This is a genomic window from Frigoribacterium sp. VKM Ac-1396 (assembly GCF_015350895.1).
Lineage (GTDB): Bacteria > Actinomycetota > Actinomycetes > Actinomycetales > Microbacteriaceae > Frigoribacterium.
Window position 1 is genome coordinate 517,364 of record NZ_JADKSD010000002.1, and the last position, 26,880, is coordinate 544,243.

Consider the following 26,880-nt stretch of genomic DNA (forward strand, 5'->3'; position numbering starts at 1 on the left):
TGCCCGACCCGCTCGTCGCGTCAGGCGACGTCGCGCCGCAGCTGGCGCCACCAGCCGAGCCCCAGCGGCAGCACGACCCACATCACCAGCGAGGTCAGCGCTTGCCCCGTGCCCGGCACGTCCCCGGGGCCTTCCCCCCAGGTCAGGTGCGGATGCGCGAGCCAGGCCGAGAAGGCGAGCGTCGAGATCCAGGGGGCGACGGACGGGACGAGCAGCGCGGCGGCGACGTCGTACGTGATGGGCAGCAGCATGGTGACGACGATGGCCAGGGGCGTGTTCAGCAGCAGTGAGCCGACGGCGGTGCCCGTCAGGGCGGCTGCGACGGCCAAGGCCACGACACCGCCTGCGGCGGTCGTCACGGCGGACCAATCGGTCGCGGCGAGGCGGTCGGGGTGCAGCGCGACGAACGCCAGGGCCGCGCCCGCGGCCGTGACGAGAGCGACTCCCAGGACGAGTGCGACGATCGCGACGACGCGTGCCGTCAGGACCAGCAGGCGCCGGGGCGTCTGCGTGAACGTCGCCAGGGCGGAGCGTCCGGTCCAGTCGCCGGTGACCGCGAGGACGGCCACGACGGGGAGCAGTGCCGTGAGGGGGAGGGCCACCCCGCCCACGAACGTCTCGAGCGACGTGTCGGTCGTCTGGGACAGGGTGACCGTGCCGACGCCCAGGAGTGCGATGGTGGCGAATAGCCCGCGGGCGGCGCGGGTGTCGGTCGCCTTGAGGATCTCGATGCGCAAGAGGACGGACCAGGGGGTCATGAGGTCGCTTTCGGCAGGGACGTCGACGGGTGTGACGGTGGCGTCGTGGTCGGGAGGCGCGCGGTGTGTTCGCCAGAGGTCTGGTCGAGGAAGAACGAACGGAGTGACGGACGGGACTCCGACAGATGGGTCAACGGGATGCCGAGGGTGAGGGACAGGCGTCCGACGTGATCGGCCGTGGTCGCGGCGGACAGGATCGCCGCGTCGTCTCGCCCTCGCTCGACCGCCACCCCCTGACCGACGAGGGCGCGGACGAACCGCTCGTCGTCCGCGCTGCTGAACGCGACGCTCGCCGGGGCAGCACCTCGAGCCGGCCCGGTGTGGACCACGCGGCCACGATCGAGGATGACGACGTCGTCGGCGATCATCTCGATGTCGGCGAGGTGGTGACTGGACAGCAGGACGGCGCCACCGGCGCGGGCGAAGCCGACCATCACGTCGTCCAACCACCGCAGCCCCTCGGGGTCGAGGCCGTTGCCCGGCTCGTCGAGGATCAGTGTCGTCGGCTCGCCGAGCAAGGCGACGGCGAGGCCCAGGCGCTGGCGCATGCCGAGGCTGAGCGCCCCGACTCGACGGCCGCCCACGGTCGACAGGCCGACGAGGTCGAGACACTCGTCGACGCGTCGTGGAGTGACGCCGATCGCCAGGCCCGAGAGGCGGGCGGTCTCGCGGACGCTGCGCCCCCCGTGGCCGGCACCCGCGTCGAGCAGCACGCCGACCGTTCGGCCCGGTCGGTCGAGCTCGGCGAAGGGGCGGCCCCCGAAGAGTGCCGTTCCGCTCGTCGATCGGACGAGTCCGAGCGCCGCCCGCAGCGTCGTCGACTTGCCGGCCCCGTTCGGCCCGAGCAGTGCGGTGACCCGACCCGCGTGCGCGTCGAAGCTGACGTCGTGGACGACGGCTCGTCGGCCGTAGGCCTTGGAGAGGCTGCGGACCGACACCGGGTACGGATCAGGAGAGCTCTGTCTCATGCTCTTCACCTCTGTCTCACGTAGCGGAGCAGCGAGGACTCACGGACGGACACCGCGGCCACGACGACGCCGAGCAGCACGCCGACGGCGCCGACGGCCAGGGTCCGTCCGGCGTCCCAGGAGATCGGGATCGAGTCGTCGGGGCGGAGGCCGGCCGTGACGGCCAGGACGACGGGCACGAGGCACAGCGACGCCACGGTCGTCCAGACCGCTCCCTGCAGCGACTGCGACCCGAGCTGGGCGGCGGTGGTGACCCCGACGTGTCGGTCAGAGGCGAGGTGACTCCGTCGTCGCCAGACGCTGGCCGCCCCGGAGGCGACGCCGAGCCCGCCGGCCGCTGCTGCACCCCATCCGTCGAGAGCCACCGGAGGCGAGTGGAACGAGACCCCGAGGGTGGAGTTCAGTTGGCCCAGCACAGGGCGGGACTCGGTGTCGCCTCCGCTGCCGGGCAGGACCGTCCGGCCGAGTGCTTGCACGACGTCGTCGCTGGCGGGCCACGACGCGACCCAACAGGCGTCGAAGGGCCCGTCGTCGGCCCTGCTGGCCGCCAGAGCACTGTACGTGAGCGCCGGATCGTGCCCGTCGTCGGGGTACCCGAACACCCCCTGCACGGGCGCGTGCCCGTCTCGCGTCGCCAGGTCGCCCGGGCCGGTGACTCCGAGGGCCCGGGCGGCCTCGTCGCTGACGACGAGACCGAGACCGTCGGTGGTGCCCTCGACCGGCAGCAGTGCCGCGAAACCCGGCGTGACGTCGTACGTCGGGACGGTTCCCCTCGGCAGAGCCGCGGGAGACAGGTCGACGGTGGCTGCGCGCATGGCACCCGCGGCCTGCACGGTCGGCAGGGCGGACAGGGCGTCGCAGGCGCGTCCGTCGATTCGCTCCTCGGCGGTCTCGACCAGGGTGGCGGCCCCGCTCGCCAGCCATCGGTCGGCCGCGTCGACGGCGGATCGCGCACTCGTCGCCTGGGCGACGACGACGGCCCCGACGGTCACGACGAACAGGGCGATCCAGAGCGACGTCGTCGTGGTGCCCGAGACGAGGTCACGCAGGGCCTCGCGGGCGACCTCACGGGCCTTCACCGGTGTTCACCGAGATCGAGCACGTCGTCGCAGGCATCTCGCGTGGCGTCGTCGTGCGTGGCCACGAGCACCGCGGTGCCGTGGTCGGCGAGCGAACCGATGACACGGTTGACCTCGGCGGCCGTCCGACGGTCCAGCTGCGCGGTGGGCTCGTCGACGAGCAGGACGTCGGGCTCGGCAGCGATGCCGCGGGCCAGCATGAGGCGCTGTGCCTCGCCACCCGAGAGTTCGGCGAACCGAGCCCCCACGCGCGGCGTGAGGTCGAAGCGGTCGAGGAGCGCCCTCGCCCGACGGTCGGCCTCGACCCGCGAAGCCCCGGCGGCCAGGAATGCGAGTGAGACGTGATCGAGGGCGGTCCGCCGCGGCACCCCGTGAGGGTTCTGGAACACCCAGCCGACGCGTGTGCCCGCGGCTCGCGCGACCTGCCCGAAGCGAGGTGTCACCATGCCCGCGACGACGGCCAGGAGCGTGGATTTGCCCGAACCGCTGGGACCCACGACGGCGCACACGGAGCCACGGTGCAGGGTGAGGTCGACGTCGGTGAAGAGGGGAGCGCCGTCGCCGAACGCATGACCGACCCCATGCAAGTTCACCGGCACGTGAGGCTCCCGTCGGGACGGGGGACGACCGACGTCACGGGCGTGCCGTCGGGCGGGACCACGTAGGACTGACCCAGCTGCGAGCCGACGACGTCCACCAGGACGGGCTGTCGGGGTTCGCCCGAGTCGTCGACGGGTTGCAGGCACGCCGACCCGTCGCGCACGTCGACCAGGGCGCTCGGAGGCACGACCGTGACCCGGACGGGTTCGGCGAGGGACCATCGGGCGGTGACGGCCGGTGCGTCGTCGTCGATGACGGACGCGTAGTCGGGCGTCGAGGCCAGGCGTGCCAGCTCGGTCGGATCGGTCACGGCCCCCTCGGCCGAGACGGGGGTCGTGACCCCGGCCACGGTCACCACGCGGTCGCCGGGTGAGGCGTCGAGCGGCAGCTTCTCGAGCCGGGCAGCCTGCAACTCGACGGGAAGTCGGATGAGCTCGTCCCCGGTGTCGACGGGCGAACCGACGACGCCCTCGCACCCCTCGGCACGGACCCGGGGGGCCGGGAGCCAGGTGACGGCATCGACCGGGACGGCGTCGACGGCCGACATGGCGACTCCCCTCGCGGTCAGGAACGACCGGACGGCCCGGCGGGTGTCGACGCCGAACGCGCCGTCCACGGTGACGGGGACGCCCAACCGGGCCAACTCAGCCTGCAGGCCCCGGACATCGTCTCCGCGGTCGTCGAGGTCGAGACCTCGCCAGAGCGGCACGGCGGTCGCGAGCGCGATGACAGGACGGCCGTCCACGGTCGCGACGACGTCGCCGCTCGAGATCTCACCGCCCGTGGAGCACGACGAGCCGGTGAGGACACCCGCTCGAGGCGAGACGATCTCGCGCGGCGACCCCGTCTGCAGCACCAGCTGGACCTGGCGTTCGTCGACGTCCTCGCGCGTCTCGACGGGCACCGCCTCGGCTGGGGTGGGTGGGCGCAGGGCGGAGGGCTGGTCGGGTGGGACGAGCACGAGGACCGCCCCGGCACCGATCGCGAGTGCCGTGACCGCCACGAGACCGACCACCGTCGCGCTCGGGAGTCTCGTCGGCTTCATCGCTCGGACCAGAGGCCGAGGGGGTCGCGGAGGCAGGACTGGGCGGCCTCGGCCTGGGTGTCGAACGGGAAGGCGCCCGTCTCGTCGTCGGCCTCCCAGTCGTCACGACCGTAGGACGGATCGACCAGCCCGGCATCGGCCAGGCACCGGACCTGGATGGTCCCTTCGTCGAGGCGTTCGGGGTTGCGTCGAACCTGCTCGAAGAGGAAGGTCACCCAGCTGTCGAACCTGGTCTCGCAGGCCCGCAACGCTGCATCCGACCGTTCGAAGGGCATGTCGGGGGCGTCGCCGTCGAGGTCGGTGAGCTCGAACCCTCCGTCGGGGAAGTAGTCGACGGCCAGACCTGAGTCGGCGAGACAGCCTCGGACGCCGTCGTGAGCCTGTTCGAGTTCGGTCGAGGTGACTACGCCGTCGGCCAGGATCGCTTTCTCGACATCGCTCTCGCTCTCGTCGAGCGCCTCGGCGAAGGCGTCGGCCCACGGCCCGGACAGCCCGAGTGCGGCGGCATCGGGTCGAGGGGTGCCGTCGGGCTGAGGGCTGGCACAGCCGACCAGGGCGACGAGCACGGCGGCGGCCGTGGCAGCCGCCGCCGTGACCGTCGGCCTCACTTCGCGGTCATCCCGTACGACACCACGTTGGCCCAGCACTGCGACTGACTCGACCATCCACCCCGGCCGACCCACGAGCCGTACTTCGACGCCGAATTGCGGATGGCGTTCCAGTGTCGGGCCTTGGAGCACGAGTTGTTCTTGCCCTTGTAGAGCGAGACGCTGCCGTAGCAGGCGGCTTGCGCCTCGGGTGCCGTGGCCGCGTCCGCCGCGATCGTGCCCCCGGCCAGGACGACGGTGACCGCGGCCGCGATCGCGAATTTCTTGATGAGCACGTGTGCTTCCTCCCTCTGACGAATCCGTTTCGCCAGGCGTCGAAACTAACGTTAAAGACGTGCCGTATCAAGGGTGACATTCGGGTTCCGACGGGTCGCGATCGAACGCCCAGATCGACCGGTGAACAACCCGCCACGACATGAACACCCCGCCATGAAAAGACGTGGCGGGGTGTTCATTTCGTGGTGGGATGGGCCAGGGTCAGGGCCCGCACCCGCGCTACACGGCGGCGGGCACCGCCGCCACGCGCTCGCGCGCGGCGCGGGTCGCGGCCACGAGGTTCTCGAGCGCCGCGACGGTCTCGGCGTAGCCGCGGGTCTTGAGGCCGCAGTCCGGGTTCACCCAGAGCTGGCGCACCGGCAGGGCGTCGAGCGCCGTGCTCAGCAGCTCGGACATCTCGTCCACGCTCGGCACGCGCGGCGAGTGGATGTCGTAGACGCCCGGCCCGACGCCGCGCGAGAAGCCGCCGTCGCGCACCTCGGCCACCACCTCCATGCGCGAGCGTGCGGCCTCGATCGAGGTGACGTCGGCGTCCAGGGCGTCGATCGCCTCGATGACGACGCCGAACTCCGAGTAACAGAGGTGCGTGTGGATCTGCGTGCGCGGGGCCACGCCGGCCGTCGCGAGCCGGAACGACCCCACCGACCAGTCGAGGTACGCCGCCTGGTCCGCGGTCTTCAGCGGCAGCAACTCGCGCAGGGCCGGCTCGTCGACCTGCACGATGGGGATGCCCGCCGCCTCGAGGTCGGCGATCTCGTCGCGCAGCGCCAGCGCCACCTGGTCGGCGGTCTCGCCGAGCGGTTGGTCGTCGCGGACGAACGACCACGCGAGGATCGTCACCGGCCCGGTCAGCATGCCCTTGACGGGCTTGGCCGTCAGCGACTGCGTGAAGGACGACCACTCGACCGTGATCGGCGCCGGACGCGACACGTCGCCCCAGAGGATCGACGGCCGCGTCGCCCGCGAGCCGTAGGACTGCACCCAGCCGTGGCGCGTCACGGCGAACCCGTCGAGGTTCTCGGCGAAGTACTGCACCATGTCGTTGCGCTCGGGCTCGCCGTGCACCAGCACGTCGAGGCCGATCTCCTCTTGCAGCGCGACCACGCGGCGGATCTCGTCCCGCAAGAACTCGCGGTAGGCGGCGTCGTCGATCTCGCCGCGGGCGTGCCGGGCCCGGGCGACGCGGATGTCGCCGGTCTGGGGGAACGACCCGATCGTCGTGGTCGGGAGGGCGGGCAGCGAGAGGGCGGCGTCCTGTTCGGCGACCCGCGCCTCCTCGTCCCCGCGGACGCGGTCCGACGGCGTGAGGGCCGCGGCCCGACGGCGCACGGCCCCGTCGCGGACGCCCGGTGCCGCGAGGCGGTCGGCGAGGGCCGAGGAGGCGCGGTTCAGCTCGTCGAGGACGGCCTCGCGCCCCGCGGTCAGCCCCGTCGCGAGCACGGCCACCTGCCCGACCTTCTGGTCGGCGAAGGCGAGCCAGCTGCGCAGCCGGGCGTCGAGCTGCTGCTCGACCTCGACGTCGTGGGGCACGTGGAAGAGGTTGGTGGACGTGCCGGCCGAGACCGTCGGCGACACCGAGCGCAGCGACTCGAGCGACTCGAGCGCGGCGGCCAGGTCGCCGCGCCAGACGTTGTGGCCGTCGACGACGCCGCCGACCAGCACCTTGTCGGTCGTCACCCCGGTCGGCACCGAGCCCTTCACGAGGTCGAGCGCGACGCCGTCGACGGGCGCGTCGAGCAGCACGGGCAGGGCCTCGCCGAGGTCGCCGTAGGGTGCCGCGACGAGGATCGCCAGCGGACGGTCGGCGCCGAGGGAGGCGTAGGCCGACGCCGCCGCGGCCCGCACGGTCGCGGCGTCGACGTCGAGCGACTCGCTGACCAGGGCGGGTTCGTCGAGCTGCACCCACTCGGCCCCGGCCTCGGCCAGGCGGGCGAGCAGCTCGCGGTAGACGGGCACCAGGTCGGCCAGGCGGTCGAGCGGCACGAAGCCCTCGGGCGCGTCCCCGTCAGGCTTGGCGAGGGCCAGCAGCGTGACCGGCCCGACGACCACCGGGCGGGTGCGGTACCCGGCCGCGCGCGCCTCTTCGACCTCGCGCACCAGGCGGTCGCTCGCGAGACGGAAGGTCGTCGACGGGCCGATCTCGGGCACCAGGTAGTGGTAGTTCGTGTCGAACCACTTCGTCATCTCGAGCGGGGCGCGCTCGGCGTCACCGCGGGCGAGCGTGAAGTAGCCGTCGAGGTCGAGGTGCCCGTCGGCGTCGACGAGGTCGGCGAAGCGGGTGGGCACGGCGCCGACGGTCACGGCCGCGTCGAGCACCTGGTCGTAGTACGAGAACGACTCGGGCATCGACGAGTCGTCACGGCCGAGGCCCAGCTCGACCAGGCGGGCACGCGTCGTCGCACGCAGCGACGCGGCGGTCGCCTCGAGCTCGTCGACGGTCGTGTCGCCGCGCCAGTGCGACTCGACGGCGCGCTTCAGCTCGCGGTCCGCGCCGATGCGCGGGTAGCCCAGGACGGTGCCGGCGGGGAAGGAGGGAGTGCTCATGCGGACGGTTCTCTCTGTGCGGTGGTGCGGAACGGTGGGTTGATCGGCGGTCGGTCGGGAGGCGCGGCGCGGCGCGGCTCAGGACGACGGAGGCGACGCCGTCTCGAGGACGGGCGTCGCCTGGGGGAGGGTGCTGACGGGGGTCGTGGGCGCCGGGGTCGACGGCACACAGGCCGTCTGCACCGGGGTCGACGGCACGCAGTGGTCGAGGAGCCCGCAGCCGCGGAGCACGGCGAGCGGCGCCTCGTGGCGGTTGAACGTGTAGAGGTGCAGGCCCGGGGCGCCGCCGGCGAGCAGGCGGCGACCGAGGTGGACGGCGTGGTCGACGCCGACGACGGTCGGCTGGTCGGCGGTCTCGAGGCGGCGCAGCAGGTCGGCGGGCAGCGTCTCGCCGGTCAGCTCGACGATGCGTCGCAGCTGGCTCGCGCCGAGGATCGGCATGAGCCCGGGCAGGATGCGCATCGTCACGCCGGCCTCGCGCGCCCGGTCGACGAAGCCGAGGTAGTCGTCGGCCTCGAAGAAGAGCTGCGTGATGGCGAGCGTCGCCCCGGCCGCCTGCTTGGCGAGCAGGGTGTCGATGTCTTGCCGGCTCGACCGCGACCGGGGGTGCCCGTTCGGGAACGCCGCGACCGCGACGGTCGTCTTCGGCCCGCTGCTGAGTCGCGAGGCGAACGGGTTGCCGGGCACGGCGTTCTCGACGAACGGCACGCGCTCGGCCTGCACCCGGTGGATCAGCTGCACCAGCTCGCCGGCGCTGCCCAGGTCGCCGAGGAACACGTCGTCCTCGGTCAGGCCGGCCGGCGGGTCGCCGCGCAGCGCGAGGAACGCCGTGACCCCCGCGTCGAGGAACTCGCGGATCAGCCGCGACGCCTCGGCGTACGACGAGCCCACGCAGGTCAGGTGAGCCATCGCCTGCACGTCGGTGTCGCGCAGCACCTCGGTCAGCACGGCCAGCGACTCGGCCCGCGACGACCCCGACGCCCCGTAGGTCACCGAGATGAACTCGGGCCCGGTGGAGGCCAGCTGACGCAGCGACGCGTGCAGGGCGTCGGCGCTCGCCGGGGTGCGGGGCGGGTACATCTCGAAGGAGAAGGTCGGCATCGTGGTCACTCCTCGTCGTGCTCGGTGCGGGGCTCTGCTCGGGGTGCCGGCCGTCCGTCGTCGGCCGGGTGGCAGTGACGTTACGAGCGGCCCGCCCGCGCGTCGAGGCCTGTGACGCCCCGTGTCGTCCGGTGACGCCGGGTGTCCGGTGCGCCTCCTCTATGTCGGCGCTCCGACAGGCCGGAGTGCCGGCCACCAGGAGGCGCGGGTCAGCCGAACAGGTTGGCGCGCGTCCCACCCGGGGCGAGTTCGCCGCGCAGCACGCCGCGGCGTCGCAGCACGGGGACGAGGTCGTCGAGCATGCGGTGCAGGGTCACGGGGTGCAGGTCGCCCGAGAAGAGGAGCCCGTCGTTGTCGCCGTCGTCGCCCAGCTCTTCGACGAAGTCGGCGAACTCGTCGGCGGTGCCCACGAACCCGGCCCGGTCGGCGACGAGCCCCTTGCGCGCCTTGCGGGTGAGCAGCTCGCGCAGCGGGGCGTCGTCGGTGCCGCCGTAGAAGCCGGCGATGCTGCCGTGCGACACGTGTTCGCCGAACACCCCGCGGTCGACCGGGCGGTCGAGGTCGAGCCCGGTCAGGTCGGTCTCGAGGTCGCTCGACCAGCCGAGGGCGACCTGCGCGAGCACCTCGTCGGCCGGGTGGCGCGACGCCTCGACGACGCGGGACGCCTCGTCGCGGCTCGACACGATCTCGGGCTTGACGACGAACAGGACGCGCAGGTCGTCGGGGCCGCGGCCGTGCTCGGTCGCGGCGGCCAGCACCTTCGCCCGGTAGTCGAGCACGGCCTGCGCCTGCAGCGGCGCGAGCGCGAGCTGCACGTCGGACTGCGTGCCCGCGAACGCCAGCCCCCGCGCCGACCCGCCGGGCGAGACCACGAGCGGGTCGCCGTGCTCGAACGGGATCGCGTTGAGCGGCCCGTCGACCGCGAAGTGCTCGCCCCGGTGCCGGAACGCGTCGATCTTCGTGCCGTCCGCGTACCGCCCGGTGGCCGGGTCGGCGACCAGGGCGCCCTCGCCCCAGCTGTGCCAGAGGCGACGGACGACGGCCATCCACTCGTCCGCCCGGTCGTACGCGGCGTCGTGGCCCAGCGGCTCGAGACCGACGTGTCGGGCGCTGCCGACGTCGGTCACGAGGTTGATGCCGAAGCGGTCCGAGCTGAGGTGCGCCAGCGTCGCCGCCTGGCGGGCCGCGAGGTACGGGGGAGTGATGCCCGCGTTCACGGTCGGCGCCAGCCCGATGCGCGACGTCGCCGCGAAGAGGTACGGAGCGAGCAGCAGCGGGTCGTGCTTCGGCCCGCCGTAGGCGCTGCGCACGCGCAGGTCGAGGGTGTCGGGCGAGCCGAGCGAGACGGCGTCCTCCATCACGATCAGCTCGAAGCCGGCCTGCTCGAGCTCGCGGGCCGACTGCTGGTAGAGCTCGGGCCGCGTCCAGTCGTGGTTCCACTCGCGGTACGGGTGGCCCCAGCCCTGCGGCCCGAAGCCGCGCGAGAAGAACCAGCCGAGGTGCTGACGGCGAGCCACGTCAGGCGTCCACTGGCTGGCGGGACGCGCGGCGGCCGGCGTCGACCGCGTCGGCGTCGGGCCGGTCTGTGTCGGGCCGGTCGGCGCCCGCCTCGGCGGCGGCCCCGTGCTCGGAACCGAGGAGGCGCGCTCGGCGACCCGCGCCTCCTGCGTCCGTGGCCCGTGCCGCGGCCTGTTCGCGGACCGCGGCGAGACCGCGCTCGAGGTCGCGCAGCAGGTCGCCGAGGTCTTCGATGCCGATCGAGAGGCGCAGCAGGCCGGGCCAGATGCCGGCCGCGTCGCGCTCGGCCGGGGTGCGACCCGCGTGCGTGGTCGAGGCCGGGTGCAGCACGAGCGAGCGGACGTCGCCGAGGTGCGTCATGCGGCTGAACAGCTCGACGGCGTCGACGAAGGCCGCGGCGTCCGCCTCGCCGCCCGCCAGGGTGAACGAGAACACCGAGCCCTGGCCGCGCGGCAGCTGACGCTGCGCCAGGGCGTACGACGGGCTCGACTCGAGCCCGGAGTAGTCGACGCTCGACACCTCGGGGCGCGCCTCGAGCCAGCGGGCGATCGCGAGGGCGTTGCTCGAGTGCCGTTCGACGCGCAGCGAGAGCGTCTCGACCCCCTGGCGCAGCAGGAAGGCGTTGAGCGGCGAGGGCGTCGGACCGAACCGCGAGACCACGATCTCTCGGGTGTACGAGACGAACGCCCGTCGGCCGAGCCGCTCCGCCCAGCTGCGACCGCCGAACGAGCGCTCCGGCTGGTTCAGGTGCGGGAACAGCTCGGGGCGGGCCGACCAGTCGAAGGTGCCGGCGTCGACGACGACCCCACCGAGCGCCGTGCCGTGACCGGCCAGGAACTTGCTCGTCGAGTGCACGACGACGTCGGCCCCGAACTCGATCGGCCGCAGCAGGTAGGGCGTCGCGAGCGTGTTGTCGACGACGAGCGGCAGGCCGTGGCGGTGCGCGACCTCGGCCAGGCCGGCGACGTCGAGCAGGTCGTTCTTCGGGTTGGGGATGGGTTCGCCGAACAGGACTCGCGTGTCGGGGCCGATGCGGCGCTCCCACTCGGCGAGGTCGGTGGCGTCGTCGACGAAGTCCACGCCGATGCCCAGACGGCCGAAGTTCTGCAGCAGCAGGCCGCGGTTGCCCTCGTAGATGCTGCGCGACGAGAGCACGCGGTCGCCGGCCTGGACGATGCCGAGCAGGGCGGAGGTCGTGGCCGCCTGACCACTCGCGACGAGGATCGCCTCGGCCCCGCCCTCGAGGTCGGCGAGCCGACGCTCGACCTCGTCGGTGGTCGGGTTGCCGTTGCGCGTGTAGAGGTAGCCCTCGTCGTCGCCCGCGAAGCGCTCGCGGGCGTGCTCGAAGCTGTCGAAGACGAAGCCCGCGCTGAGGTGGACCGGCGTGACCCTGGCGCCGTGCGCGGCCTCGGGCGAGGCGCCGGCGTGCACCTGGCGCGTGGTGAAGCCGGCGGGCTCGTGCTGCGCCTGCTCGTCCTGCCCCGACTCGGACGGCGTCGGTGCGGGCTGCGTCGGCGCGTGCGATGCGGTGTGGGTCACGGGTGCCTCCTCGTCGCGGGTCGATGCCGCGGTGCGGTGCAGCCTGCCACCGACGACGCTGGGCGACCAAGGACCGTGACGCCCGGTTACCGTGCCCGGCGCGAGCCTGCAGCGGACTCGACCCGCGCCTCCTGCGTTCGTCTCGTCCCCAGGGCGGGCCGCGGCGGGGTCGCCCAGACGGGGCATGTATCTTCATGTCGAGAGATCTCTGCGCGAGTAGCGTAGGGGCACGACCGAGCACACGCATGCCCGACAACGAGGGAGCACCTGCCGCATGGCGAAGATCATCTACACGCTCACGGACGAGGCGCCGATGCTGGCGACCTACTCGTTCTTGCCCATCATCCAGGCCTACGCCAAGACCGCGGGGGTCGACGTCGAGACCCGCGACATCTCGCTGGCCGGCCGCATCGTCAGCCAGTTCCCCGAGCGCCTCACCGACGAGCAGCGCCAGGGCGACGCCCTGGCCGAGCTGGGGGCCCTGGCGAAGACGCCCGAGGCCAACATCATCAAGCTGCCGAACATCTCGGCGTCGATGCCGCAACTCAAGGCCGCGGTGAAAGAACTGCAGTCGCAGGGCTACGACCTGCCCGACTACCCCGACTCGCCCTCGACCGACGCCGAACGCGACGTCAAGGCCCGCTACGACAAGGTCAAGGGCAGCGCGGTCAACCCCGTGCTGCGCGAGGGCAACAGCGACCGGCGCGCACCGCTCTCGGTCAAGAACTACGCCCGCAAGCACCCGCACCGCATGGGTGCCTGGACGGCCGACTCGAAGACGAACGTCGCCACGATGGGCGTCGACGACTTCCGGTCGAACGAGAAGACCGTGGTCGTCCCGGCCGACGACACCCTGCGCATCGAGTTCGTCGCCACCGACGGCACGACGCAGGTGCTGCGCGAGTCGATCCCCGTGCTGGCCGGCGAGGTCGTCGACGGCACCGTGCTGCACGTCGCCGCGTTGCACGAGTTCTTGGCCGCACAGATCGAGCGCGCCGAGGCCGAGGGCGTGCTGTTCTCGGTGCACCTCAAGGCGACGATGATGAAGATCAGCGACCCCATCTTGTTCGGTCACGTCATCCGCGCGTTCTTCCCGCGGGTGTTCGAGCAGTACGGCGCCGACCTGCAGGCCGCCGGGCTCGACCCGGCCAACGGCCTCAACGGCATCCTGCAGGGCCTCGCGGCACTGCCGAACGGCGACGAGATCAAGGCCGCGTTCGACCAGGGCATCGCCGACGGCCCCGACCTGGCCATGGTCGACTCCGACAAGGGCGTCACCAACCTGCACGTGCCGAGCGACGTCATCGTCGACGCCTCGATGCCCGCGATGATCCGCACCTCGGGTCACATGTGGGGCCCCGACGGCGACGAGCACGACACCCTCGCCGTGATCCCCGACTCGAGCTACGCCGGCATCTACCAGGCCGTGCTCGACGACTGCCGCGCGAACGGCGCCTTCGACCCCGCCACCATGGGCTCGGTGCCGAACGTCGGCCTGATGGCCCAGGCCGCCGAAGAGTACGGCTCGCACGACAAGACCTTCGAGGTGCCCGGCGACGGCACCGTCCGCGTGGTGAACCAGGCGGGCGAGACGCTGATCGAGCACGAGGTCGCCACGGGCGACATCTGGCGCGCCTGCCAGACGAAAGACGTCCCGATCCGCGACTGGGTCAAGCTCGCCGTCACGCGGGCCCGCGCCAGCCAGACGCCCGCCGTGTTCTGGCTCGACGAAACCCGTGCCCACGACGCGACCCTGATCGGGCTCGTGCGCACCTACCTCGCCGAGCACGACACCGACGGCCTGCAGATCGAGATCCTGTCGCCGGTCGATGCGATGGCGTTCTCGCTCGAGCGCATCCGCCGCGGCGACGACACCATCTCGGTCACCGGCAACGTGCTGCGCGACTACCTGACCGACCTGTTCCCGATCATGGAGCTCGGCACCTCGGCCAAGATGCTGTCGGTCGTGCCGCTGATCAACGGTGGTGGCCTGTTCGAGACCGGCGCCGGCGGCTCGGCCCCGAAGCACGTCTCGCAGCTCGTCGAGCAGGACTACCTGCGGTGGGACAGCCTCGGCGAGTTCCTCGCGCTGGCCGTCAGCTTCGAGCACCTGGCGACCTCGACCGGCAACGCCCGGGCGCAGATCCTCGCCGACACGCTCGACCGTGCCACCGGCACCTTCCTCGACGAGAACAAGTCGCCGGGCCGCAAGCTCGGCTCGATCGACAACCGCGGCAGCCACTTCTACCTGGCCAAGTACTGGGCCGACGAGCTCGCCGCGCAGACCGACGACGCCGAGCTGGCCGCCGCCTTCTCGGGCCTCGCCACCACCCTGGGCGAGTCCGAAGAGGCCATCGTCGCCGAGCTGATCGAGCCCCAGGGCACGGCGGTCGACATCGGGGGCTACTACCACCCCGACGCCGCCAAGACCGAGGCCGTGATGCGCCCGTCGCACACGCTGAACGAGGCGCTCGCGACGCTGTAGGCGACCCTCTCGAGAACAGGAGGCGCGGTTCCGGTCGGCACCGCGCCTCCTGTCGTCCGTCGGGTCGGTCGTCGAGTCGCTGAGTGGTCGAGCGGTCGAGGGGTCGAGGGGTCGAGTGGTCGGTGGTCGAGTGGTCCCGAATCGTCCTTCGTGGCGTCGCCGAGGACGATTCGGGACCACTCGACCAGCTGGTAGGGCTTCAGGGGGACGGGGCGTGAGGCGGACGGGACGTCAGGGGTGCAGGGCGTGACGGGCGGTGGCGCGGACGGCGTCGGAGACGGCGTCGAGCAGGGGGGAGGCGAGGGTCCAGCGTTGCCAGAAGAGCGGCACGTCGACCGGGTCGGCGGGGGCCAGCTCGACGAGGCGACCGGCCGCGAGCTCGGGGGTGGCCTGGGCCTCGGGCAGCATGCCCCAGCCGAGGCCGAGCACGACGGCCCGGGCGAAGTCGGCCGACGCGGGCACGTGGTGCCGGGGCGAGAGCGGCTCGCGACCGGTGAGCCGACGCACGAAGTCGTGCTGCAGGTCGTCGGTGCGGTCGAAGACGACCATCGGGGCGCGATCGAGCGGCTCGAGGTCGGCGCTGCCGGACGCGCGGGGTGCACTCGTGGTGCCCTCCTCGTCGAGGCTGGCGGGGTCTCCGTCCAGCCACCGCTCGACGAACCCCGGGCTGGCGACCGCTCGGTAGCGCATGACGCCGAGCGGCTCCGAGCTGCACCCCTGGACGGCCTCGCGGGTGGCGGTGACCGCGGCGAGCACGTCGCCCGACCGCAGCAGTTCGGCCGTGTGCTGCTGGTCGGCCCGGCGCAGGTCGAAGACGACGGGCACGCTCGGCGGCACGGAGGCCAGCGCCTCGACGAACCAGGTCGCCGTCGAGTCGGCGTTGACCGCGATCGGCAGCGTCGTCGGCACGGGGTCGTCCGACCCGTCGCCGTCGGCACGGTGCGCGGGGTCGCCACCCAGCCGGGCGAGCGCGTCCGAGGCGAGCAGGTCGACCTGCCGGGCGTGACGCAGCAGCACGTCGCCGGCCTCGGTCGTGGTCACGGGCGTCGTGCGGCGCAGCAGCACCCGCCCCGCCGAGCGTTCGAGCTGCTTGACGCGTTGCGACACCGCCGACTGCGTCACGTGCAGGCGTCGCGCGGCCGCCTCGAACGTGCCCTCGTCCACGATCGTCCGGAGCGTGTCGAGCTGGTCGAGCGGAAACCGGGTCATGAGCAGAGCTTATGCAGCATCACGAACATGAGTTGGACCGATGCACCGGGCCGGCCCTAGCGTGACGTCATGACCTTCGCGACCGTGCTGCCCGCCGTCCTGTTCGGGTTCGGCACGAGCCTCGCCCTGATCGTCGCGATCGGCGCCCAGAACGCGTACGTGCTCCGCGTCGGGCTGCGGGCGGTGACGCGCGTCGTCGTACCGGTCGTCGTGGTCTGCGCTGTGAGCGACGCCGTGCTGATCAGCGCGGGCGTGGCCGGCGTCGGAGCACTCGTCGAGGCGGCGCCCCGGGCGGTCGTCGTCGTGCAGCTCGTCGGCGCCGGGTTCTTGCTGGTCTACGGTGCGTTCGCCGCGAAGCGGGCCGTCCGACCGGTGGGGGCCCTGACCGTCGACGTCGCGCCGACGCCGGCGCTCGTGGGCACGCCCGCAGGAGGCGCGGTGTCGGCCGACGGCGCCGCTGCCGCCGCGGTGCCGCAGCCCGTCGCCCCCGCCCGGGTCGTCCCCGCCGTCCTCGCGGCCCTGGCCTTCACCTGGCTGAACCCGCACACCTACCTCGACACGATCGTCTTCCTCGGGTCGGTCGCGAACCACCAGCCGCCCGAGCTGCGCTGGTGGTTCGCGGGTGGTGCGATCGCGGGCAGCCTCGTGTGGTTCTCGGCGCTGGGGTTCGGCGCGCGCCTCCTGCGTCCGGTGTTCGCGAGGCCCGCCGCCTGGCGGGTGCTCGACGCGGTGATCGCCGTCGTGATGGTCGCCCTCGGGCTCAGGCTGCTGTTCGGTCTGTGACGGCTGGTCGCGCCGCCCTCAGACCGGGCGTTCGGCGATCGCGCGCTGCCAGCGGACGAGCATGACCCGCGCATAGTGCACGGCCGACACGTAGTGGAAGACCAGCCCGACCAGGAACACCAGGTAGCCGACGCCGATCACGGCGGTCCACTCGGGGCCGCCGAGGGCGACGCCGAGCAGCAGCACGGCGAGGCCGACGAAGCAGAGCCCGGTCCGCAGTCGTCCGGCCCACCACACCGGGACGGCCGGGTCGCCGCGGAACGCCACCACGGCGCCGACGGCGAGCAGCACGTCGGGCACCATCAGCAGCACGGCCTCCTGCCAGCCGAAGACGTCCGCCGCCGCGAAGGCCACGGCCACGACGACGACGGTCAGCCGGTCGGTCACCGGGTCGAGCCACGACCCCAGCACCGAGACCGAGTCGGTGCGCCGCGCCACGAAGCCGTCGAGCCAGTCGGTCGCGAACACGACGGCGATGACGGCCAGGGCCGCCCACCACAGCTCGGCGAGCAGCAGGCCGGCGAAGACCGGCAACAGCAGGAGGCGCGCGGCCGTGATCGCGTTGGGCACGGTCCGCCACTCGTCCACCTCGAAGAGGCGGTGACGCAGGGCTGCGAGCCGACGGGACGACAGGTGCTCGGCCACGAACTCGCCCGAGGCGGTCGCCCCCGCCACCACGGGGTCGGCCACGGCGTGCCCGGCCGCGTGGACGGCCGACGCGACGGGCCCTCGGTCGCCGGCCCGCGCCTCGTCGTCCGTCGTGTCGAGGGACGACCCGTCGCGGGACGCCGCGTCGGCTCGCGCGGTGGTGTCGTCGGCCGCGACGGTCTCGTCGACGGCGCCGGTCGACGCGCCCGGGGCCGCGGCGGCCTCGGCGGCGGCAGCCCGTCGACGGCGCACGAGCCGCACGACGAAGACGATCGCGACGACGACGGCCGCGCCGATCAACGCCCAGGACGAGAACGTGCCGAGGTACTGCCGCGCCGCCTCGAGCGACGACCGCAGCAGGAACCCGATGCCGACGTAGACCGCGGCCCAGGTCAGCGCCCCGCCGAACGACGCGGGCAGGAACGACCGGTAGGGCACGTTCGCGACCCCGGCCGCCGCGGGGGTGAGCGTGCGGACGACCGGCACGAGACGGGTGAGGAACACCGCGGCGGCACCCCGGCGCTCGAGCACGGCGACCGCGCGGTCCCAGCTGTCGACGCCGATCTTGCGGATGATGCGGGTGTCGCGGAACCCGGTGCCGAACCGGCGGCCGAGCAGGTAGCCGACGTGGTCGCCGAGCGAGCCGCCGACCGCCACGCACACGAAGAACGCGACCGCGGGCCCCGGGCTGTCGAAGGTTGCCGCGAGCAGCAGCACGATGGTCTCGCCCGGCACGAACACGCCGAGGCCGAGGCCGGACTCGGTGAACGAGAAGAGGGCACCCAACGCCCAGACGAGCGGGGTCGGCAGCGTCGAGCCGATGTCGGTGATCCACCCGATGAGGTCCATCCCGCCAGGCTAGGGGAGCGGGGCGAGCAGGCGCATCGTGCGGGGGACGGGGCGGGGTCGTCCGGTGTGCGGGGTGGCGTGGTCCCGGGGGAGGGGCCGGGGTGGTCCCGGGGGATGGGGGGCGAGGTCCGGAGGTGGGGCGGGGCCGGGCCGGTGCGGGGCGGAGCGAGGCCGGGATCGGGGGGTTGGGGTGTGGCGGGTGCGGGTCGGTCGCGGGTCGGTAGGGTCGCGGCATGGTCAGCTTCGCCGACAAGCCCGTGCTCGACGTGACGGTCGAGCAGTGGCGCGAGTACCTCGAGGGCGACCCCGACGCGGGCGGGGTGAGGCTGAAGCTGCGCAAGGTGCGCTCGACTGCGCCGGGCATGACGTGGTCCGAGGCGCTCGACGAGGCCCTCTGCCACGGGTGGATCGACGGTCAGGGCAGCCGGCTCGACGACGATTACATGCTGACCGCGTTCCAGCCGCGGCGGAAGGACAGCCCGTGGTCCCAGGTGAACCGCGAGCACGTCGCCCGCCTGGTCGCCGAGGGGCGCATGACCCCGGCGGGGCAGGCCGAGGTCGACCGGGCCAAGTGCGACGGTCGCTGGGACGCCGCCTACCGGCAGAAGGACGCCGTGCCGCCCGACGACCTGCAGGCCGCCCTCGACGCCGACCCGGCCGCGGCCGCGCACTTCTCGTCGCTGACCAAGACGGAGCGGTTCCGGGTGTACTTCCGGCTGGCGGCGTTGAAGCGACCCGAGACCCGCGCGGCGCGCATCCGCGACGTGGTCGCCGCGGCGGCCCGCGGCGAGCAGCACTACCGCTGAGTGGCGCCGAGCCGGGTTCGACGTCGGCCGGGCCCTACGCCGCCACGAAGTGGGCACCGCGCCACGCGAAAACGTGGCGCGGTGCCCACTTCGTGGCGTGGTGCCCATCTCGTGGCGGGGTGGGCGTGGCGGGGTGGGGTGGGCGCGGCGGGGCGGGGCGGGCTCGGCGGGGCCAGGCAGCGGCGGCGGCGGCGCGACGCGGCGACCGCAGGAGGCGCGGGTCGCGTCAGCGGCGCGTGCGCTGCTTCCAGAAGCGGCCGGCCAGGCGCGCGAGTCCCACCAGGGCGACCGACAGCACGGCGAGTGCGACGAGCAGCACCACCATGTAGACCGCCACGGGGCCGTAGCCGCCCAGCGCCTCCGGGTTGTAGAAGGGGTACGGGTAGAACGCGGTGATCGAGCCGCGGACGAGCGAGTAGACGCTGTAGGCCACGGGCACGACGAGCCCGATCGCGGCGGCCGACCACGGCAGGCGGCGACCGACGGGCAGCACGAGCCAGTCGACCAGTACGGCGATCGGCATCACGATGTGCACGATGACGTTCACCCAGGGCAGCACGCCACCGCTCACCTCGGTGAGCAGCACGTTGAACACGAGGCCGATGAAGACCATGTTGACGACCGAGATCAGGCGCACGGTGTCCCAGGCACGGCTGCCCGGGCGACGCCGCAGCGTGCGGACGCCGCCGACGACGAAGACCACGACGGCGAACAGGTTGCCGAGGTTCGTGAAGTACGAGAAGAAGTTGACGATGCCGTAGTCGTTCTCGAGCTGAACGCCGAACTGGGCGACGACCGCGACGAGCGACAGGGCCGCGAACGCGAACCGGTAGGGGACCATCAGCTGAGCACGCGTCATGTCCTCACCCTAGTGACGCGTGACGACCGGGTCACCGTCGGCGTGACGGGCGTGTTCGTGCGTGACGGGCGTCGACGGACGCCCGTCCGGCACGAACACGCCCGCGGGGCGCGGTGGCGCGTCGGGTCAGGCCTGCTCGATCTTCTCGATCAGGGCGGCCTTGGTGTACCGCGACACGTTGGTGACGCCCTTCGTGCGGGCCAGGGCGCGCAGGGCGACGAGGGTCTGCGCGTGCAGGTCGACGTGGGCGTCGGGCCCGTCGGGCGTGGACACGGTCGTCTCGTCGACCTCGGGCAGCGGCGGGGTGTAGATCGAGCGAGGCTCGGCCGGGGTGGCGGACGAGGTCGACGACTCCTCCGTGGACTCCGGCGACGCCTTCGAGTCCTTCGAGGACGACTCCTTCGAGGACTCCGGCGCGCCCTTCGACGCCTGCTTCGCCTTCTTCAGCGCCTTCTTCGCGCCACCGAGGCCGGCCGTGGCGTCCTCGAGCGCGTCGTCGAGCGGGGCGACCTTCGGGCGGGACTTCTTCGTCAGCTTCTCCGCCCGGCGTCGGGCCTCGTCGACGGCCTTGCGCGCGTCGGCGACGGCGTCCTCGGCCTTGTCGTAGGCCTTGGTGGCGGATTTCTTGAGCTTCTTCTGGTCGGCCATGGTCGGCGATCCCCTTCGGTCGGTCGGTCGGTCGTGTCGGGCGTGCGGACGTGTGCCCCCACGCTGGCACGACGCCCTGGGATCACGTCCAGGGGCACGTGACGACCCGAGCCGCCGGGCACCGGCCGCTAGCGTGTCGGCATGACGCCCTCGACCCCGGACCACGCCCCCGTGATCGCCCTGCTGCGCGACCTCGTCGCGATCGACTCGACGAGCGGCACGGCCGGAGAAGGCGCCGTCCTGAGCCGCGTCGCCTCCGAGTTCGACGGCGTCGAGGAGGCGCGGGTCGCCTTCGCCCGCGGGGTCGACGGTGGGCCCACGGCGCTCCTGGTCTCGCCGACCACCGTCGCCTCCGACGGTCCGCTGCTCGTCTTCGCGTCGCACGCCGACGTCGTGCCCGTGACCGACGCCACGGCCTGGAGCCACGACCCCTTCGGCTCGGTCGTCGTGGGCGACCGCCTGCACGGGCGGGGGTCGTCCGACATGAAGTCCGGGCTCGCGGCGTCGGTGGTCGCCGTCCGCGACCTCCTGCGGAGCGGCGCACCCGTCGCGCTCGCCGTCTCGACGGGCGAGGAGGTCGGCTGCCTCGGTGCCCCGGCGGTGGTCGACCTGCTGGCCGGTCACCGTGTCGGGGCCGTCGTCGTCCCCGAGTCGACCGACGGCCGGGTCGTGCTCGGCCACCGCGGCGCGCTCTGGCTGACGGTGCGCACCTCGGGCGTCGCCGCCCACGGCAGCACGCCGGAGCGGGGCCACAACGCGATCCTCGACCTGGTGGCCGTGCTCGGGCGTCTGGACGACCTGCCGCTCAGGGCCCACGCCGACCTCGGCCGCGAGACCGTCAACGTCGGTGTCGTGTCGGGCGGCAGCGTGCCGAACATCGTGCCCGACGCCTGCGAGGCGCGCATCGACCTGCGGGTCGTCCGCGACGACGTCGACGATCTCGTCGGGTGGTGGCGGGACCAGCCCGAGGTGACCGACGTCCGAGTCGACCTCGACCTCGCCGCCGTGTGGACCCCGCGCGACCACCCCTGGCTCGCCGGCCTGGGCGCCCCGGTCTCGGAGGAGCCCGCCTCGTACTTCACGGACGCCTCGGTGCTCGTCCGCTCGCTGGACGACGGGGTGCCGGTCGTGGTCTGGGGCCCGGGCGACCCGACCGTGGTGCACACCGTGGACGAGTCGGTGTCGATCGACGCGGTCGTGCGGGCGGTCCCGCAGTACCGCCACGCGGGCGAACGCTGGGCCGCCGGGCACTGACGGCGCCACCGGGCGACGCGTCGCGACGGGCCGCCGGGCTGCCGGGCCGCCGGGCTGCCGGGCTGCCGGGCTGCCGGCCGATCGGCGAGGGGCACGATCAGCGCGTGCTCTGCCGCCGGACCAGTCTCGGGGCGAACGAGATGCGGGCTCCGCCACCCGCGCCTCCTGTCGTCCCGCGGAGGGACAGCAGCCGCAGGGCCTCGCTGGCCATGCGGTCGGTGGGCTGCGCCAGGGTCGTCAACGCCGGGGTCACGTACGAGGCGAAGACGATGTCGTCGAAGCCCGTGACCTGCAGCTCGTCGGGCACGCGGACGCCGAGCTCGCGCGCGGCCCGCAGCACGCCCATGGCGATGAGGTCGTCGGCGCAGACGATGGCGTCGGGTCGGTCGTCCGACGCGAGCAGCCTCCGGGCGGCGGCGTCGCCGCTGTCGACCGAGTAGTCGCCGAGGACGACGCCGTCGCGCACCTCACGGATGCCGAGCTCGGCCGACCAGTGCCGGAACCCCCGGAGGCGCAGGGTCGTCGACGAGTTCGTCAGCTCGGACGTGACGAACGCCGCCGACCGGGCGCCGGTGCCCGCCAGGTGCGTCAGCACGAGCTTCATCGCCTCGGCGTCGTCGAGGCCGATCCAGTCGGTGTCGGGCACGTCGACGCGGCGGTCGAGCTGCACCAGGGGCACGGCCCTGGCTGACGCCGCGACCGCCGCGGCGCTCTCGGTGTCGTGCACCGGGCTGACGACGATGCCGTCGACGTGACGTTCGATGAGCGAGCGCAGGTGGTCGGCCTCGACGGAAGGGTCCTGCCTCGAGTCGCAGAGGAACAGGTGCTTGCCCTCGCCGTGCAACGCGCTCTCGAGGCTGTCGACCAGGGTGGTGAAGAACGGGTTGAGGATGCTCGGCACGACCATGCCGACCGTGTCGGTGCGGCGGGTGCGCAGGGCGCGGGCGATGCCGTTGCCCGAGTAGCCGAGCTCGTCGGCCGCGAGCCGCACCCGGGCCTCGACCTCGGGCCCGACGGGGCGTGACGCCGACATCACGCGCGAGACCGTCGCGGGCGAGACGCCCGCGCGGCGGGCGACGTCCGAGATGGTGACGGCGTTCATGGGCTCCTCGGGGGGCGGCGGTCACGGGACGACGGGGGAGGACACCATCGTAGCGGGTGCCTGACGGAAACCGATTGCCGACCGTCGATCTCTTTTACACGTCGGAAACACAAAGGTGTTGACACTCGAAACACGCAGGCGTCACTCTTGACGCAGTTCCAGTCGGCAATCGATTGCCCACCGTTCTCGCCCCCACGAGACCGCCCCCGTCAGTCCCCGCATGCTCCACCTCGTCCTCCCCAGGAAGGCCCCTCATGCCCTCGACCCGCACCGTCCTCACCGCCCTCGCCGTGGGCGCCCTCGCGGTCGGCACCCTCGCCGGCTGCGACTCCACCGCGAGCACCACCTCCGGCGCCTCGCCCGGGGCCACCACCGCCACGCGCCCCGCCCCGACCGACGTCCCGCAGGCCTGTGCCCCTGACGGCGGCGGCACGCTCCAGCTCGGCATGGTCGACATCAACGAGCAGACCGCCTTCTTCACGCAGATGAACGAGGGCGTGCAGGACGTCGCCGACGAGGCCGGTGCCGACCTGCAGATCGTCAGCGGCGACAACGACAGCGCCACGCAGGTCTCGGGCGTCGAGAACCTCGTCGCGTCGGGCGTCGACGCGCTGATCGTCGACCCGGTCGACGCGACGGCGTTGATCCCCGCCCTCACCGCGGCGAAGGCAGCCGGCATCCCCGTCGTCGCGGCCGACGGCTCGGTCGAGGACGCCTCGGCCATCGACTCGTACGTCGGCACGGCGAACGAGGACGGCGGGGCCCAGCTCGGCGAGGCCTTCCTCGAGCTGACCGGGGGCACGGGCGAGGTCGGCGTCGTCGGCGCCCTGAACAGCGCGATCCAGATCCAGCGCCAGAACGGCTTCACCGACGCCGTCGAGGCCGGCGGCATGACCATCGGCACGATCGTCGACGGCCAGAACGTCAACGAGGACGCCCAGGCGGCGGCCGAGAACCTGCTCACGGGCAACCCCGACCTCGAGTACATCTACGCGACGGGCGAGCCGGCCCTCAACGGCGCCATCGCCGCCGTGAAGAGCCAGGGCGCCCAGGACCGGGTCAGCATCGTCGGCTGGGACCTCTCGGCCTCGGCCGTGGAGGGGCTGCAGGACGGCTACGTGAAGGCGGTCATCCAGCAGGACACCTTCGGGTTCGGCTACGAGGCCGCGAAGGCCGCCATCAACCTGGCCTGCGGCACCGGAGACGTGCCCGCGACGGTCGACGTGCCGATCACGATCGTCACGCCCGACAACCTGTCCGACTTCTCGTACTACCTGGAGGGCTGATGACCGACGTCACGACGCACGACCTGCTCGTCGAACTCGAGGGCATCCGCAAGTCGTACGGCGCCGTCGACGTGCTGCGCGGCGTCGACCTGCGCCTCGCTCGGGGCGAGGTGCTCGGCCTCGTCGGCGACAACGGCGCCGGCAAGTCCACACTGATGAAGGTGCTCGCCGGTTCGGTGCAGCACGACGGCGGCCGGATCAGCATCAAGGGCAAGGAGGTGCGGTTCCAGTCCCCGAGCGACGCCCAGGCCGAGGACATCGGCATCGTCTACCAAGACCTCGCCCTGTGCGACAGCCTGAACGTCGCCGCCAACCTGTTCCTCGGCCGCGAGCCGCGGATCGGGCCGTTCCTCAAGGTCGGCGAGATGCACGCCGAGGCCACGGCCGTGCTGAAGGAGTTCGGCGTCCGGGTCACCTCGACCCACCAGCTGATCTCGCAGCTCTCGGGCGGGCAGCGCCAGTCGGTCGCCATCGCCCGCGCCGCCTCGGTCGACCCCGACGTGCTGATCCTCGACGAGCCGACCGCGGCCCTCGCGGTGACCGAGGTCGAGTCCGTGCTGCGCCTCATCAAGGAGGTCGCGGCCCGCGGGGTCGGCGTGATCTTGATCACCCACCGGCTGCAGGACCTCTTCCGGGTCTGCGACCGCATCACCGTCATGTACGAGGGCCGCAGCGTCGACGACGCCCGCATCGACGACCTGACCATCGAGTCGCTCGTCGACATGATCACCCGAGAAGGGAGCGCCGCCGCATGACCACGACGACCTCTGACCCCACCCGCACCGACGGCCCCGAGCCGGGCCGGGGCCATGGCCCCGCCGCGGCCCGGGAGCGACGCTGGGAGGCCCTGCAACGCGTCAACAAGTCGACGCTGCTCATGCTGGTCGTGACGCTCGTCGTGATCGTCGTCTTCTCGGTGGCGACCCCGACGTTCCTCACCGGGACGAACCTGCGCAACGTCGCCGTGCAGGTCGCCCCGGCGGCCATCGTGGCCGTGGCGATGACCTTCGTCATCACGGCGGGCATGATCGACCTCTCGGTCGGGTCGACGCTCGCCCTCGTCTCGGTGATCGGCGCGGTGCTGCTGAGGGCCGGGCTCGAGTCGGTGCTCGTCATGGTGATCTGCCTCGCCGTCGGCGCGCTCTGCGGGCTGGTCAACGGCTGGTTCTCGAGCTACCAGGGCATCCCCTCGTTCATCGTCACGCTCGCCACCATGTCGATCGTGCGGGGCGTCGCGCTGCTCATCACGAAGGGCTACTCGATCGCGATCGGCTCCGGCCTGATCTTCGCGCAGGTCGGCCAGGGGCGCCTGTTCGGTCTCGGCTACCCCGCCTGGCTCGCGCTGATCATCGTCGGCGTCGGCATCGTCGGCCTGCAGCGCATGCGGTTCGGCCAGTACATCACCGGCATCGGCTCGAACGAGGAGTCGGTCCGACGGGCCGGCGTCGACACCCGCTTCGTCAAGATGACGGCCCTCGTGCTCAGCGGAACGGCGGCCGGCGCCGCGGGCATCATCACCGCGGCCCGCCTCGGGTCGGGTGACGCCAACTCGGGCGTCGACTTCGCGATGACGGTCATCACCGCCGTCGTGATCGGCGGCACGAACCTGCTCGGCGGCAAGGGCAGCGTCATCGGCACCGCGATCGGCGCCATCTTGACCGGCGTCATCACGAACGGCCTCACGCTGCTCGGCCTGAGCCCCTACATCGTGCCCATCGTCACCGGCAGCCTGTTGATCATCGTCATCTGGATCAACCTGCGCGGCGGTTCGTTCACCGACCTCGTGCGCAAGGTGGTGACCCGATGAGCCGCGTCGGAGGGTTCGGCGTCGAGACGACCGCGGTCGTCGACGTGCAGACGGTGACCGGCCCCGTGCCGAGCGACCGGCTCGGCTACACGTTGCCGCACGAGCACCTGATCAACAGCATCGAGGAGGGCGGCCTCGAACCCGACCCCGAGTTCCCCGAGCTGTTCGACGCCCCCGTCACCGCCGACATCGCCTGGCTGCTGCGCGACCGACCGCTCGCCTGCCGCGACAACTGCGTGCTCGACGGCGACGACGACGCGGTCGACGAACTCGTGGCGTTCCGCGACCTCGGGGGCAGCACGGTGATCGAGCTGACCTCGGACGGCCAGGGCCGCGACCCGCGGCGGCTCGCCGAGATCTCGCGCCGCAGCGGGGTGAACGTCGTCACGGGCGGTGGCTGGTACCTCGAGAGGTTCCACCCCGAGGCCACGGGCACCGACAGCGTCGACGACCTGGCCGCGCGCCTCGTCGCCCGGTTCCGGGCCGACCCGGCCGAGACGGGCCTGCCCCGCTCGGGCGTCATCGGCGAGATCGGCGTCTCGCCCGGCTTCACCGAACGCGAGGAGCGCTCGCTGCGGGCCGCGTGCCGCCTGCAGCGCGAGACCGGCCTGCCGATGTTCGTGCACCTGCCCGGCTTCGTCCGCCACGGCGGTCGCGTGCTCGACGTCGTGCTGCGCGACGAGGGCGTCGACCCGACCGCGGTCGTCCTCTGCCACATGGACCCCTCGGGCTCCGACCCCGACTACCAGCGCAGCCTCGCCGAGCGCGGCGTCTGGCTCGAGTTCGACATGATCGGCATGCCGTACCGCTTCTCGCTGCCGGGCGAGGGCCAGTCGCCGTCGCCCGTCGAGACGGCCGCGGCGATCGCCCGCCTCGTGTCGGCCGGGTTCGGCCGCCGCCTGCTCTTCAGCCACGACCTGTTCCTCAAGAGCATGCTGCGTCGGCACGGCGGCAACGGCCTCTCGTACATCCCCGCCGTGTTCCTCGACCGCCTCGTCGACCTCGGCGTCGACGCCGACGTCGTGCACGGCGTCGGCACCCGCAACGTCCGCGACCTCTTCGAGGGCGCGGCCCTGACCCGCTGAGAGGCGACCGTGCGGCCGTGAGC

Annotated in this window: 24 protein-coding genes; 8 read left to right on the forward strand and 16 right to left on the reverse strand. The window is 72.9% G+C overall.

The features are described from left to right. Positions 1–20: 20 nt before the first annotated feature. The 11 genes from ITJ55_RS09515 to ITJ55_RS09565 form a co-directional block, all read right to left on the reverse strand. Positions 21–758 carry a hypothetical protein gene (locus tag ITJ55_RS09515; RefSeq protein ID WP_194595142.1) on the reverse strand — a complete coding sequence of 246 codons (738 nt, stop codon included), beginning with the start codon at positions 756–758 and terminating at the stop codon, positions 21–23. Continuing rightward, positions 755–1,726: an ABC transporter ATP-binding protein gene (locus ITJ55_RS09520; RefSeq protein WP_194595143.1), complete on the reverse strand. Its 972-nt coding sequence runs from the start codon at positions 1,724–1,726 to the stop codon at positions 755–757. The genes ITJ55_RS09515 and ITJ55_RS09520 overlap by 4 nt, the downstream gene beginning before the upstream one ends. 5 nt (positions 1,727–1,731) lie before the next feature. Continuing rightward, a complete protein-coding gene (locus tag ITJ55_RS09525) occupies positions 1,732–2,805 on the reverse strand; it encodes a hypothetical protein (RefSeq protein WP_194595144.1) in 1,074 nt (357 codons plus the stop codon). Beyond that, the gene (locus tag ITJ55_RS09530) at positions 2,802–3,398 is read right to left on the reverse strand and encodes an ABC transporter ATP-binding protein (RefSeq protein ID WP_370544101.1); all 597 of its coding nucleotides are present in this window, start codon (positions 3,396–3,398) and stop codon (positions 2,802–2,804) included. Before ITJ55_RS09530 ends, ITJ55_RS09525 begins: the two co-directional genes overlap by 4 nt. Then, positions 3,395–4,450, reverse strand: a complete 1,056-nt coding sequence (locus ITJ55_RS09535) for a peptidoglycan-binding protein (RefSeq protein ID WP_194595146.1) — start codon at positions 4,448–4,450, stop codon at positions 3,395–3,397. The genes ITJ55_RS09530 and ITJ55_RS09535 overlap by 4 nt, the downstream gene beginning before the upstream one ends. After that, positions 4,447–5,058 (reverse strand): hypothetical protein, encoded by a 612-nt coding sequence (locus ITJ55_RS09540; protein WP_194595147.1) that lies wholly within the window; start codon positions 5,056–5,058, stop codon positions 4,447–4,449. The genes ITJ55_RS09535 and ITJ55_RS09540 overlap by 4 nt, the downstream gene beginning before the upstream one ends. Beyond that, a complete protein-coding gene (locus ITJ55_RS09545) occupies positions 5,055–5,333 on the reverse strand; it encodes a hypothetical protein (RefSeq protein ID WP_194595148.1) in 279 nt (92 codons plus the stop codon). The genes ITJ55_RS09540 and ITJ55_RS09545 overlap by 4 nt, the downstream gene beginning before the upstream one ends. Positions 5,334–5,553: 220 nt before the next feature. Next, positions 5,554–7,878, reverse strand: coding sequence for a 5-methyltetrahydropteroyltriglutamate--homocysteine S-methyltransferase (gene metE / locus ITJ55_RS09550; RefSeq protein ID WP_194595149.1), 2,325 nt, complete (start codon positions 7,876–7,878; stop codon positions 5,554–5,556). Between the two features lie 78 nt (positions 7,879–7,956). Continuing rightward, positions 7,957–8,979 carry a methylenetetrahydrofolate reductase gene (locus ITJ55_RS09555; protein WP_194595150.1) on the reverse strand — a complete coding sequence of 341 codons (1,023 nt, stop codon included), beginning with the start codon at positions 8,977–8,979 and terminating at the stop codon, positions 7,957–7,959. Positions 8,980–9,188: 209 nt separating this feature from the next. Next, entirely contained in the window at positions 9,189–10,496 is a 1,308-nt protein-coding gene (locus tag ITJ55_RS09560; RefSeq protein WP_194595151.1) for an LLM class flavin-dependent oxidoreductase, read from the reverse strand. A gap of 1 nt (position 10,497) precedes the next feature. Next, positions 10,498–12,036, reverse strand: coding sequence for an O-acetylhomoserine aminocarboxypropyltransferase/cysteine synthase family protein (locus ITJ55_RS09565; protein ID WP_370544102.1), 1,539 nt, complete (start codon positions 12,034–12,036; stop codon positions 10,498–10,500). A 274-nt stretch (positions 12,037–12,310) separates the two neighbouring features. Here ITJ55_RS09565 and ITJ55_RS09570 point away from each other — a divergent pair, with 274 nt between their 5' ends. Beyond that, on the forward strand, positions 12,311–14,521 hold the full coding sequence (locus tag ITJ55_RS09570; protein ID WP_194595152.1) for an NADP-dependent isocitrate dehydrogenase: 2,211 nt from the start codon (positions 12,311–12,313) through the stop codon (positions 14,519–14,521). 231 nt (positions 14,522–14,752) lie between these two features. Here the strand turns inward: ITJ55_RS09570 and ITJ55_RS09575 are convergent, their stop codons facing one another. Then, entirely contained in the window at positions 14,753–15,730 is a 978-nt protein-coding gene (locus tag ITJ55_RS09575; protein WP_194595153.1) for a LysR family transcriptional regulator ArgP, read from the reverse strand. A 69-nt stretch (positions 15,731–15,799) separates the two neighbouring features. Between ITJ55_RS09575 and ITJ55_RS09580 the strand changes: the two genes are divergently transcribed. Then, positions 15,800–16,513: a LysE/ArgO family amino acid transporter gene (locus ITJ55_RS09580; RefSeq protein ID WP_194595154.1), complete on the forward strand. Its 714-nt coding sequence runs from the start codon at positions 15,800–15,802 to the stop codon at positions 16,511–16,513. An 18-nt stretch (positions 16,514–16,531) separates the two neighbouring features. On the opposite strand, the gene ITJ55_RS09585 is transcribed toward ITJ55_RS09580, so the two are convergent. Next, on the reverse strand, positions 16,532–18,010 hold the full coding sequence (locus ITJ55_RS09585; protein WP_194595155.1) for a CDP-alcohol phosphatidyltransferase family protein: 1,479 nt from the start codon (positions 18,008–18,010) through the stop codon (positions 16,532–16,534). Between the two features lie 233 nt (positions 18,011–18,243). Between ITJ55_RS09585 and ITJ55_RS09590 the strand changes: the two genes are divergently transcribed. After that, positions 18,244–18,816, forward strand: a complete 573-nt coding sequence (locus ITJ55_RS09590) for a YdeI family protein (protein ID WP_194595156.1) — start codon at positions 18,244–18,246, stop codon at positions 18,814–18,816. 226 nt (positions 18,817–19,042) lie between these two features. Here ITJ55_RS09590 and ITJ55_RS09595 read toward each other — a convergent pair whose 3' ends face one another. Beyond that, a complete protein-coding gene (locus tag ITJ55_RS09595) occupies positions 19,043–19,675 on the reverse strand; it encodes a Pr6Pr family membrane protein (protein ID WP_194595157.1) in 633 nt (210 codons plus the stop codon). 126 nt (positions 19,676–19,801) lie between these two features. Next, positions 19,802–20,323, reverse strand: a complete 522-nt coding sequence (locus tag ITJ55_RS09600) for a Rho termination factor N-terminal domain-containing protein (RefSeq protein ID WP_194595158.1) — start codon at positions 20,321–20,323, stop codon at positions 19,802–19,804. 141 nt (positions 20,324–20,464) lie between these two features. Here ITJ55_RS09600 and ITJ55_RS09605 point away from each other — a divergent pair, with 141 nt between their 5' ends. Beyond that, positions 20,465–21,577 (forward strand): M20/M25/M40 family metallo-hydrolase, encoded by a 1,113-nt coding sequence (locus tag ITJ55_RS09605; protein WP_194595159.1) that lies wholly within the window; start codon positions 20,465–20,467, stop codon positions 21,575–21,577. A 97-nt stretch (positions 21,578–21,674) separates the two neighbouring features. Here ITJ55_RS09605 and ITJ55_RS09610 read toward each other — a convergent pair whose 3' ends face one another. Further along, on the reverse strand, positions 21,675–22,679 hold the full coding sequence (locus ITJ55_RS09610) for a LacI family DNA-binding transcriptional regulator (protein WP_194595160.1): 1,005 nt from the start codon (positions 22,677–22,679) through the stop codon (positions 21,675–21,677). 254 nt (positions 22,680–22,933) lie between these two features. On the opposite strand from ITJ55_RS09610, the gene ITJ55_RS09615 reads away from it, so the two are divergent. The 4 genes from ITJ55_RS09615 to ITJ55_RS09630 are packed head-to-tail and all read left to right on the forward strand — an operon-like array spanning position 22,934 to position 26,857. Next, positions 22,934–23,965, forward strand: a complete 1,032-nt coding sequence (locus ITJ55_RS09615) for a substrate-binding domain-containing protein (protein WP_194595161.1) — start codon at positions 22,934–22,936, stop codon at positions 23,963–23,965. Then, the gene (locus ITJ55_RS09620; RefSeq protein WP_194595162.1) at positions 23,965–24,720 is read left to right on the forward strand and encodes an ATP-binding cassette domain-containing protein; all 756 of its coding nucleotides are present in this window, start codon (positions 23,965–23,967) and stop codon (positions 24,718–24,720) included. The genes ITJ55_RS09615 and ITJ55_RS09620 overlap by 1 nt, the downstream gene beginning before the upstream one ends. Beyond that, a complete protein-coding gene (locus ITJ55_RS09625; RefSeq protein WP_056259307.1) occupies positions 24,717–25,772 on the forward strand; it encodes an ABC transporter permease in 1,056 nt (351 codons plus the stop codon). Before ITJ55_RS09620 ends, ITJ55_RS09625 begins: the two co-directional genes overlap by 4 nt. Beyond that, a complete protein-coding gene (locus ITJ55_RS09630) occupies positions 25,769–26,857 on the forward strand; it encodes a phosphotriesterase (RefSeq protein ID WP_194595163.1) in 1,089 nt (362 codons plus the stop codon). Before ITJ55_RS09625 ends, ITJ55_RS09630 begins: the two co-directional genes overlap by 4 nt. Positions 26,858–26,880 lie beyond the last annotated feature (23 nt).

What these genes read in the sequence shown, in the direction of transcription:
- ITJ55_RS09605 (WP_194595159.1), top strand. Translation starts at nt 20,465, where the DNA reads ATGACGCCCTCGACCCCGGACCACGCCCCCGTGATCGCCCTGCTGCGC.
- ITJ55_RS09535 (WP_194595146.1), bottom strand. Translation starts at nt 4,450, where the DNA reads ATGAAGCCGACGAGACTCCCGAGCGCGACGGTGGTCGGTCTCGTGGCG.
- ITJ55_RS09520 (WP_194595143.1), bottom strand. Translation starts at nt 1,726, where the DNA reads ATGAGACAGAGCTCTCCTGATCCGTACCCGGTGTCGGTCCGCAGCCTC.
- ITJ55_RS09595 (WP_194595157.1), bottom strand. Translation starts at nt 19,675, where the DNA reads ATGACGCGTGCTCAGCTGATGGTCCCCTACCGGTTCGCGTTCGCGGCC.
- ITJ55_RS09625 (WP_056259307.1), top strand. Translation starts at nt 24,717, where the DNA reads ATGACCACGACGACCTCTGACCCCACCCGCACCGACGGCCCCGAGCCG.
- metE (WP_194595149.1), bottom strand. Translation starts at nt 7,878, where the DNA reads ATGAGCACTCCCTCCTTCCCCGCCGGCACCGTCCTGGGCTACCCGCGC.
- ITJ55_RS09580 (WP_194595154.1), top strand. Translation starts at nt 15,800, where the DNA reads ATGACCTTCGCGACCGTGCTGCCCGCCGTCCTGTTCGGGTTCGGCACG.
- ITJ55_RS09620 (WP_194595162.1), top strand. Translation starts at nt 23,965, where the DNA reads ATGACCGACGTCACGACGCACGACCTGCTCGTCGAACTCGAGGGCATC.
- ITJ55_RS09575 (WP_194595153.1), bottom strand. Translation starts at nt 15,730, where the DNA reads ATGACCCGGTTTCCGCTCGACCAGCTCGACACGCTCCGGACGATCGTG.
- ITJ55_RS09630 (WP_194595163.1), top strand. Translation starts at nt 25,769, where the DNA reads ATGAGCCGCGTCGGAGGGTTCGGCGTCGAGACGACCGCGGTCGTCGAC.
- ITJ55_RS09585 (WP_194595155.1), bottom strand. Translation starts at nt 18,010, where the DNA reads ATGGACCTCATCGGGTGGATCACCGACATCGGCTCGACGCTGCCGACC.
- ITJ55_RS09600 (WP_194595158.1), bottom strand. Translation starts at nt 20,323, where the DNA reads ATGGCCGACCAGAAGAAGCTCAAGAAATCCGCCACCAAGGCCTACGAC.
- ITJ55_RS09555 (WP_194595150.1), bottom strand. Translation starts at nt 8,979, where the DNA reads ATGCCGACCTTCTCCTTCGAGATGTACCCGCCCCGCACCCCGGCGAGC.
- ITJ55_RS09570 (WP_194595152.1), top strand. Translation starts at nt 12,311, where the DNA reads ATGGCGAAGATCATCTACACGCTCACGGACGAGGCGCCGATGCTGGCG.
- ITJ55_RS09615 (WP_194595161.1), top strand. Translation starts at nt 22,934, where the DNA reads ATGCCCTCGACCCGCACCGTCCTCACCGCCCTCGCCGTGGGCGCCCTC.
- ITJ55_RS09590 (WP_194595156.1), top strand. Translation starts at nt 18,244, where the DNA reads ATGGTCAGCTTCGCCGACAAGCCCGTGCTCGACGTGACGGTCGAGCAG.
- ITJ55_RS09515 (WP_194595142.1), bottom strand. Translation starts at nt 758, where the DNA reads ATGACCCCCTGGTCCGTCCTCTTGCGCATCGAGATCCTCAAGGCGACC.
- ITJ55_RS09610 (WP_194595160.1), bottom strand. Translation starts at nt 22,679, where the DNA reads ATGAACGCCGTCACCATCTCGGACGTCGCCCGCCGCGCGGGCGTCTCG.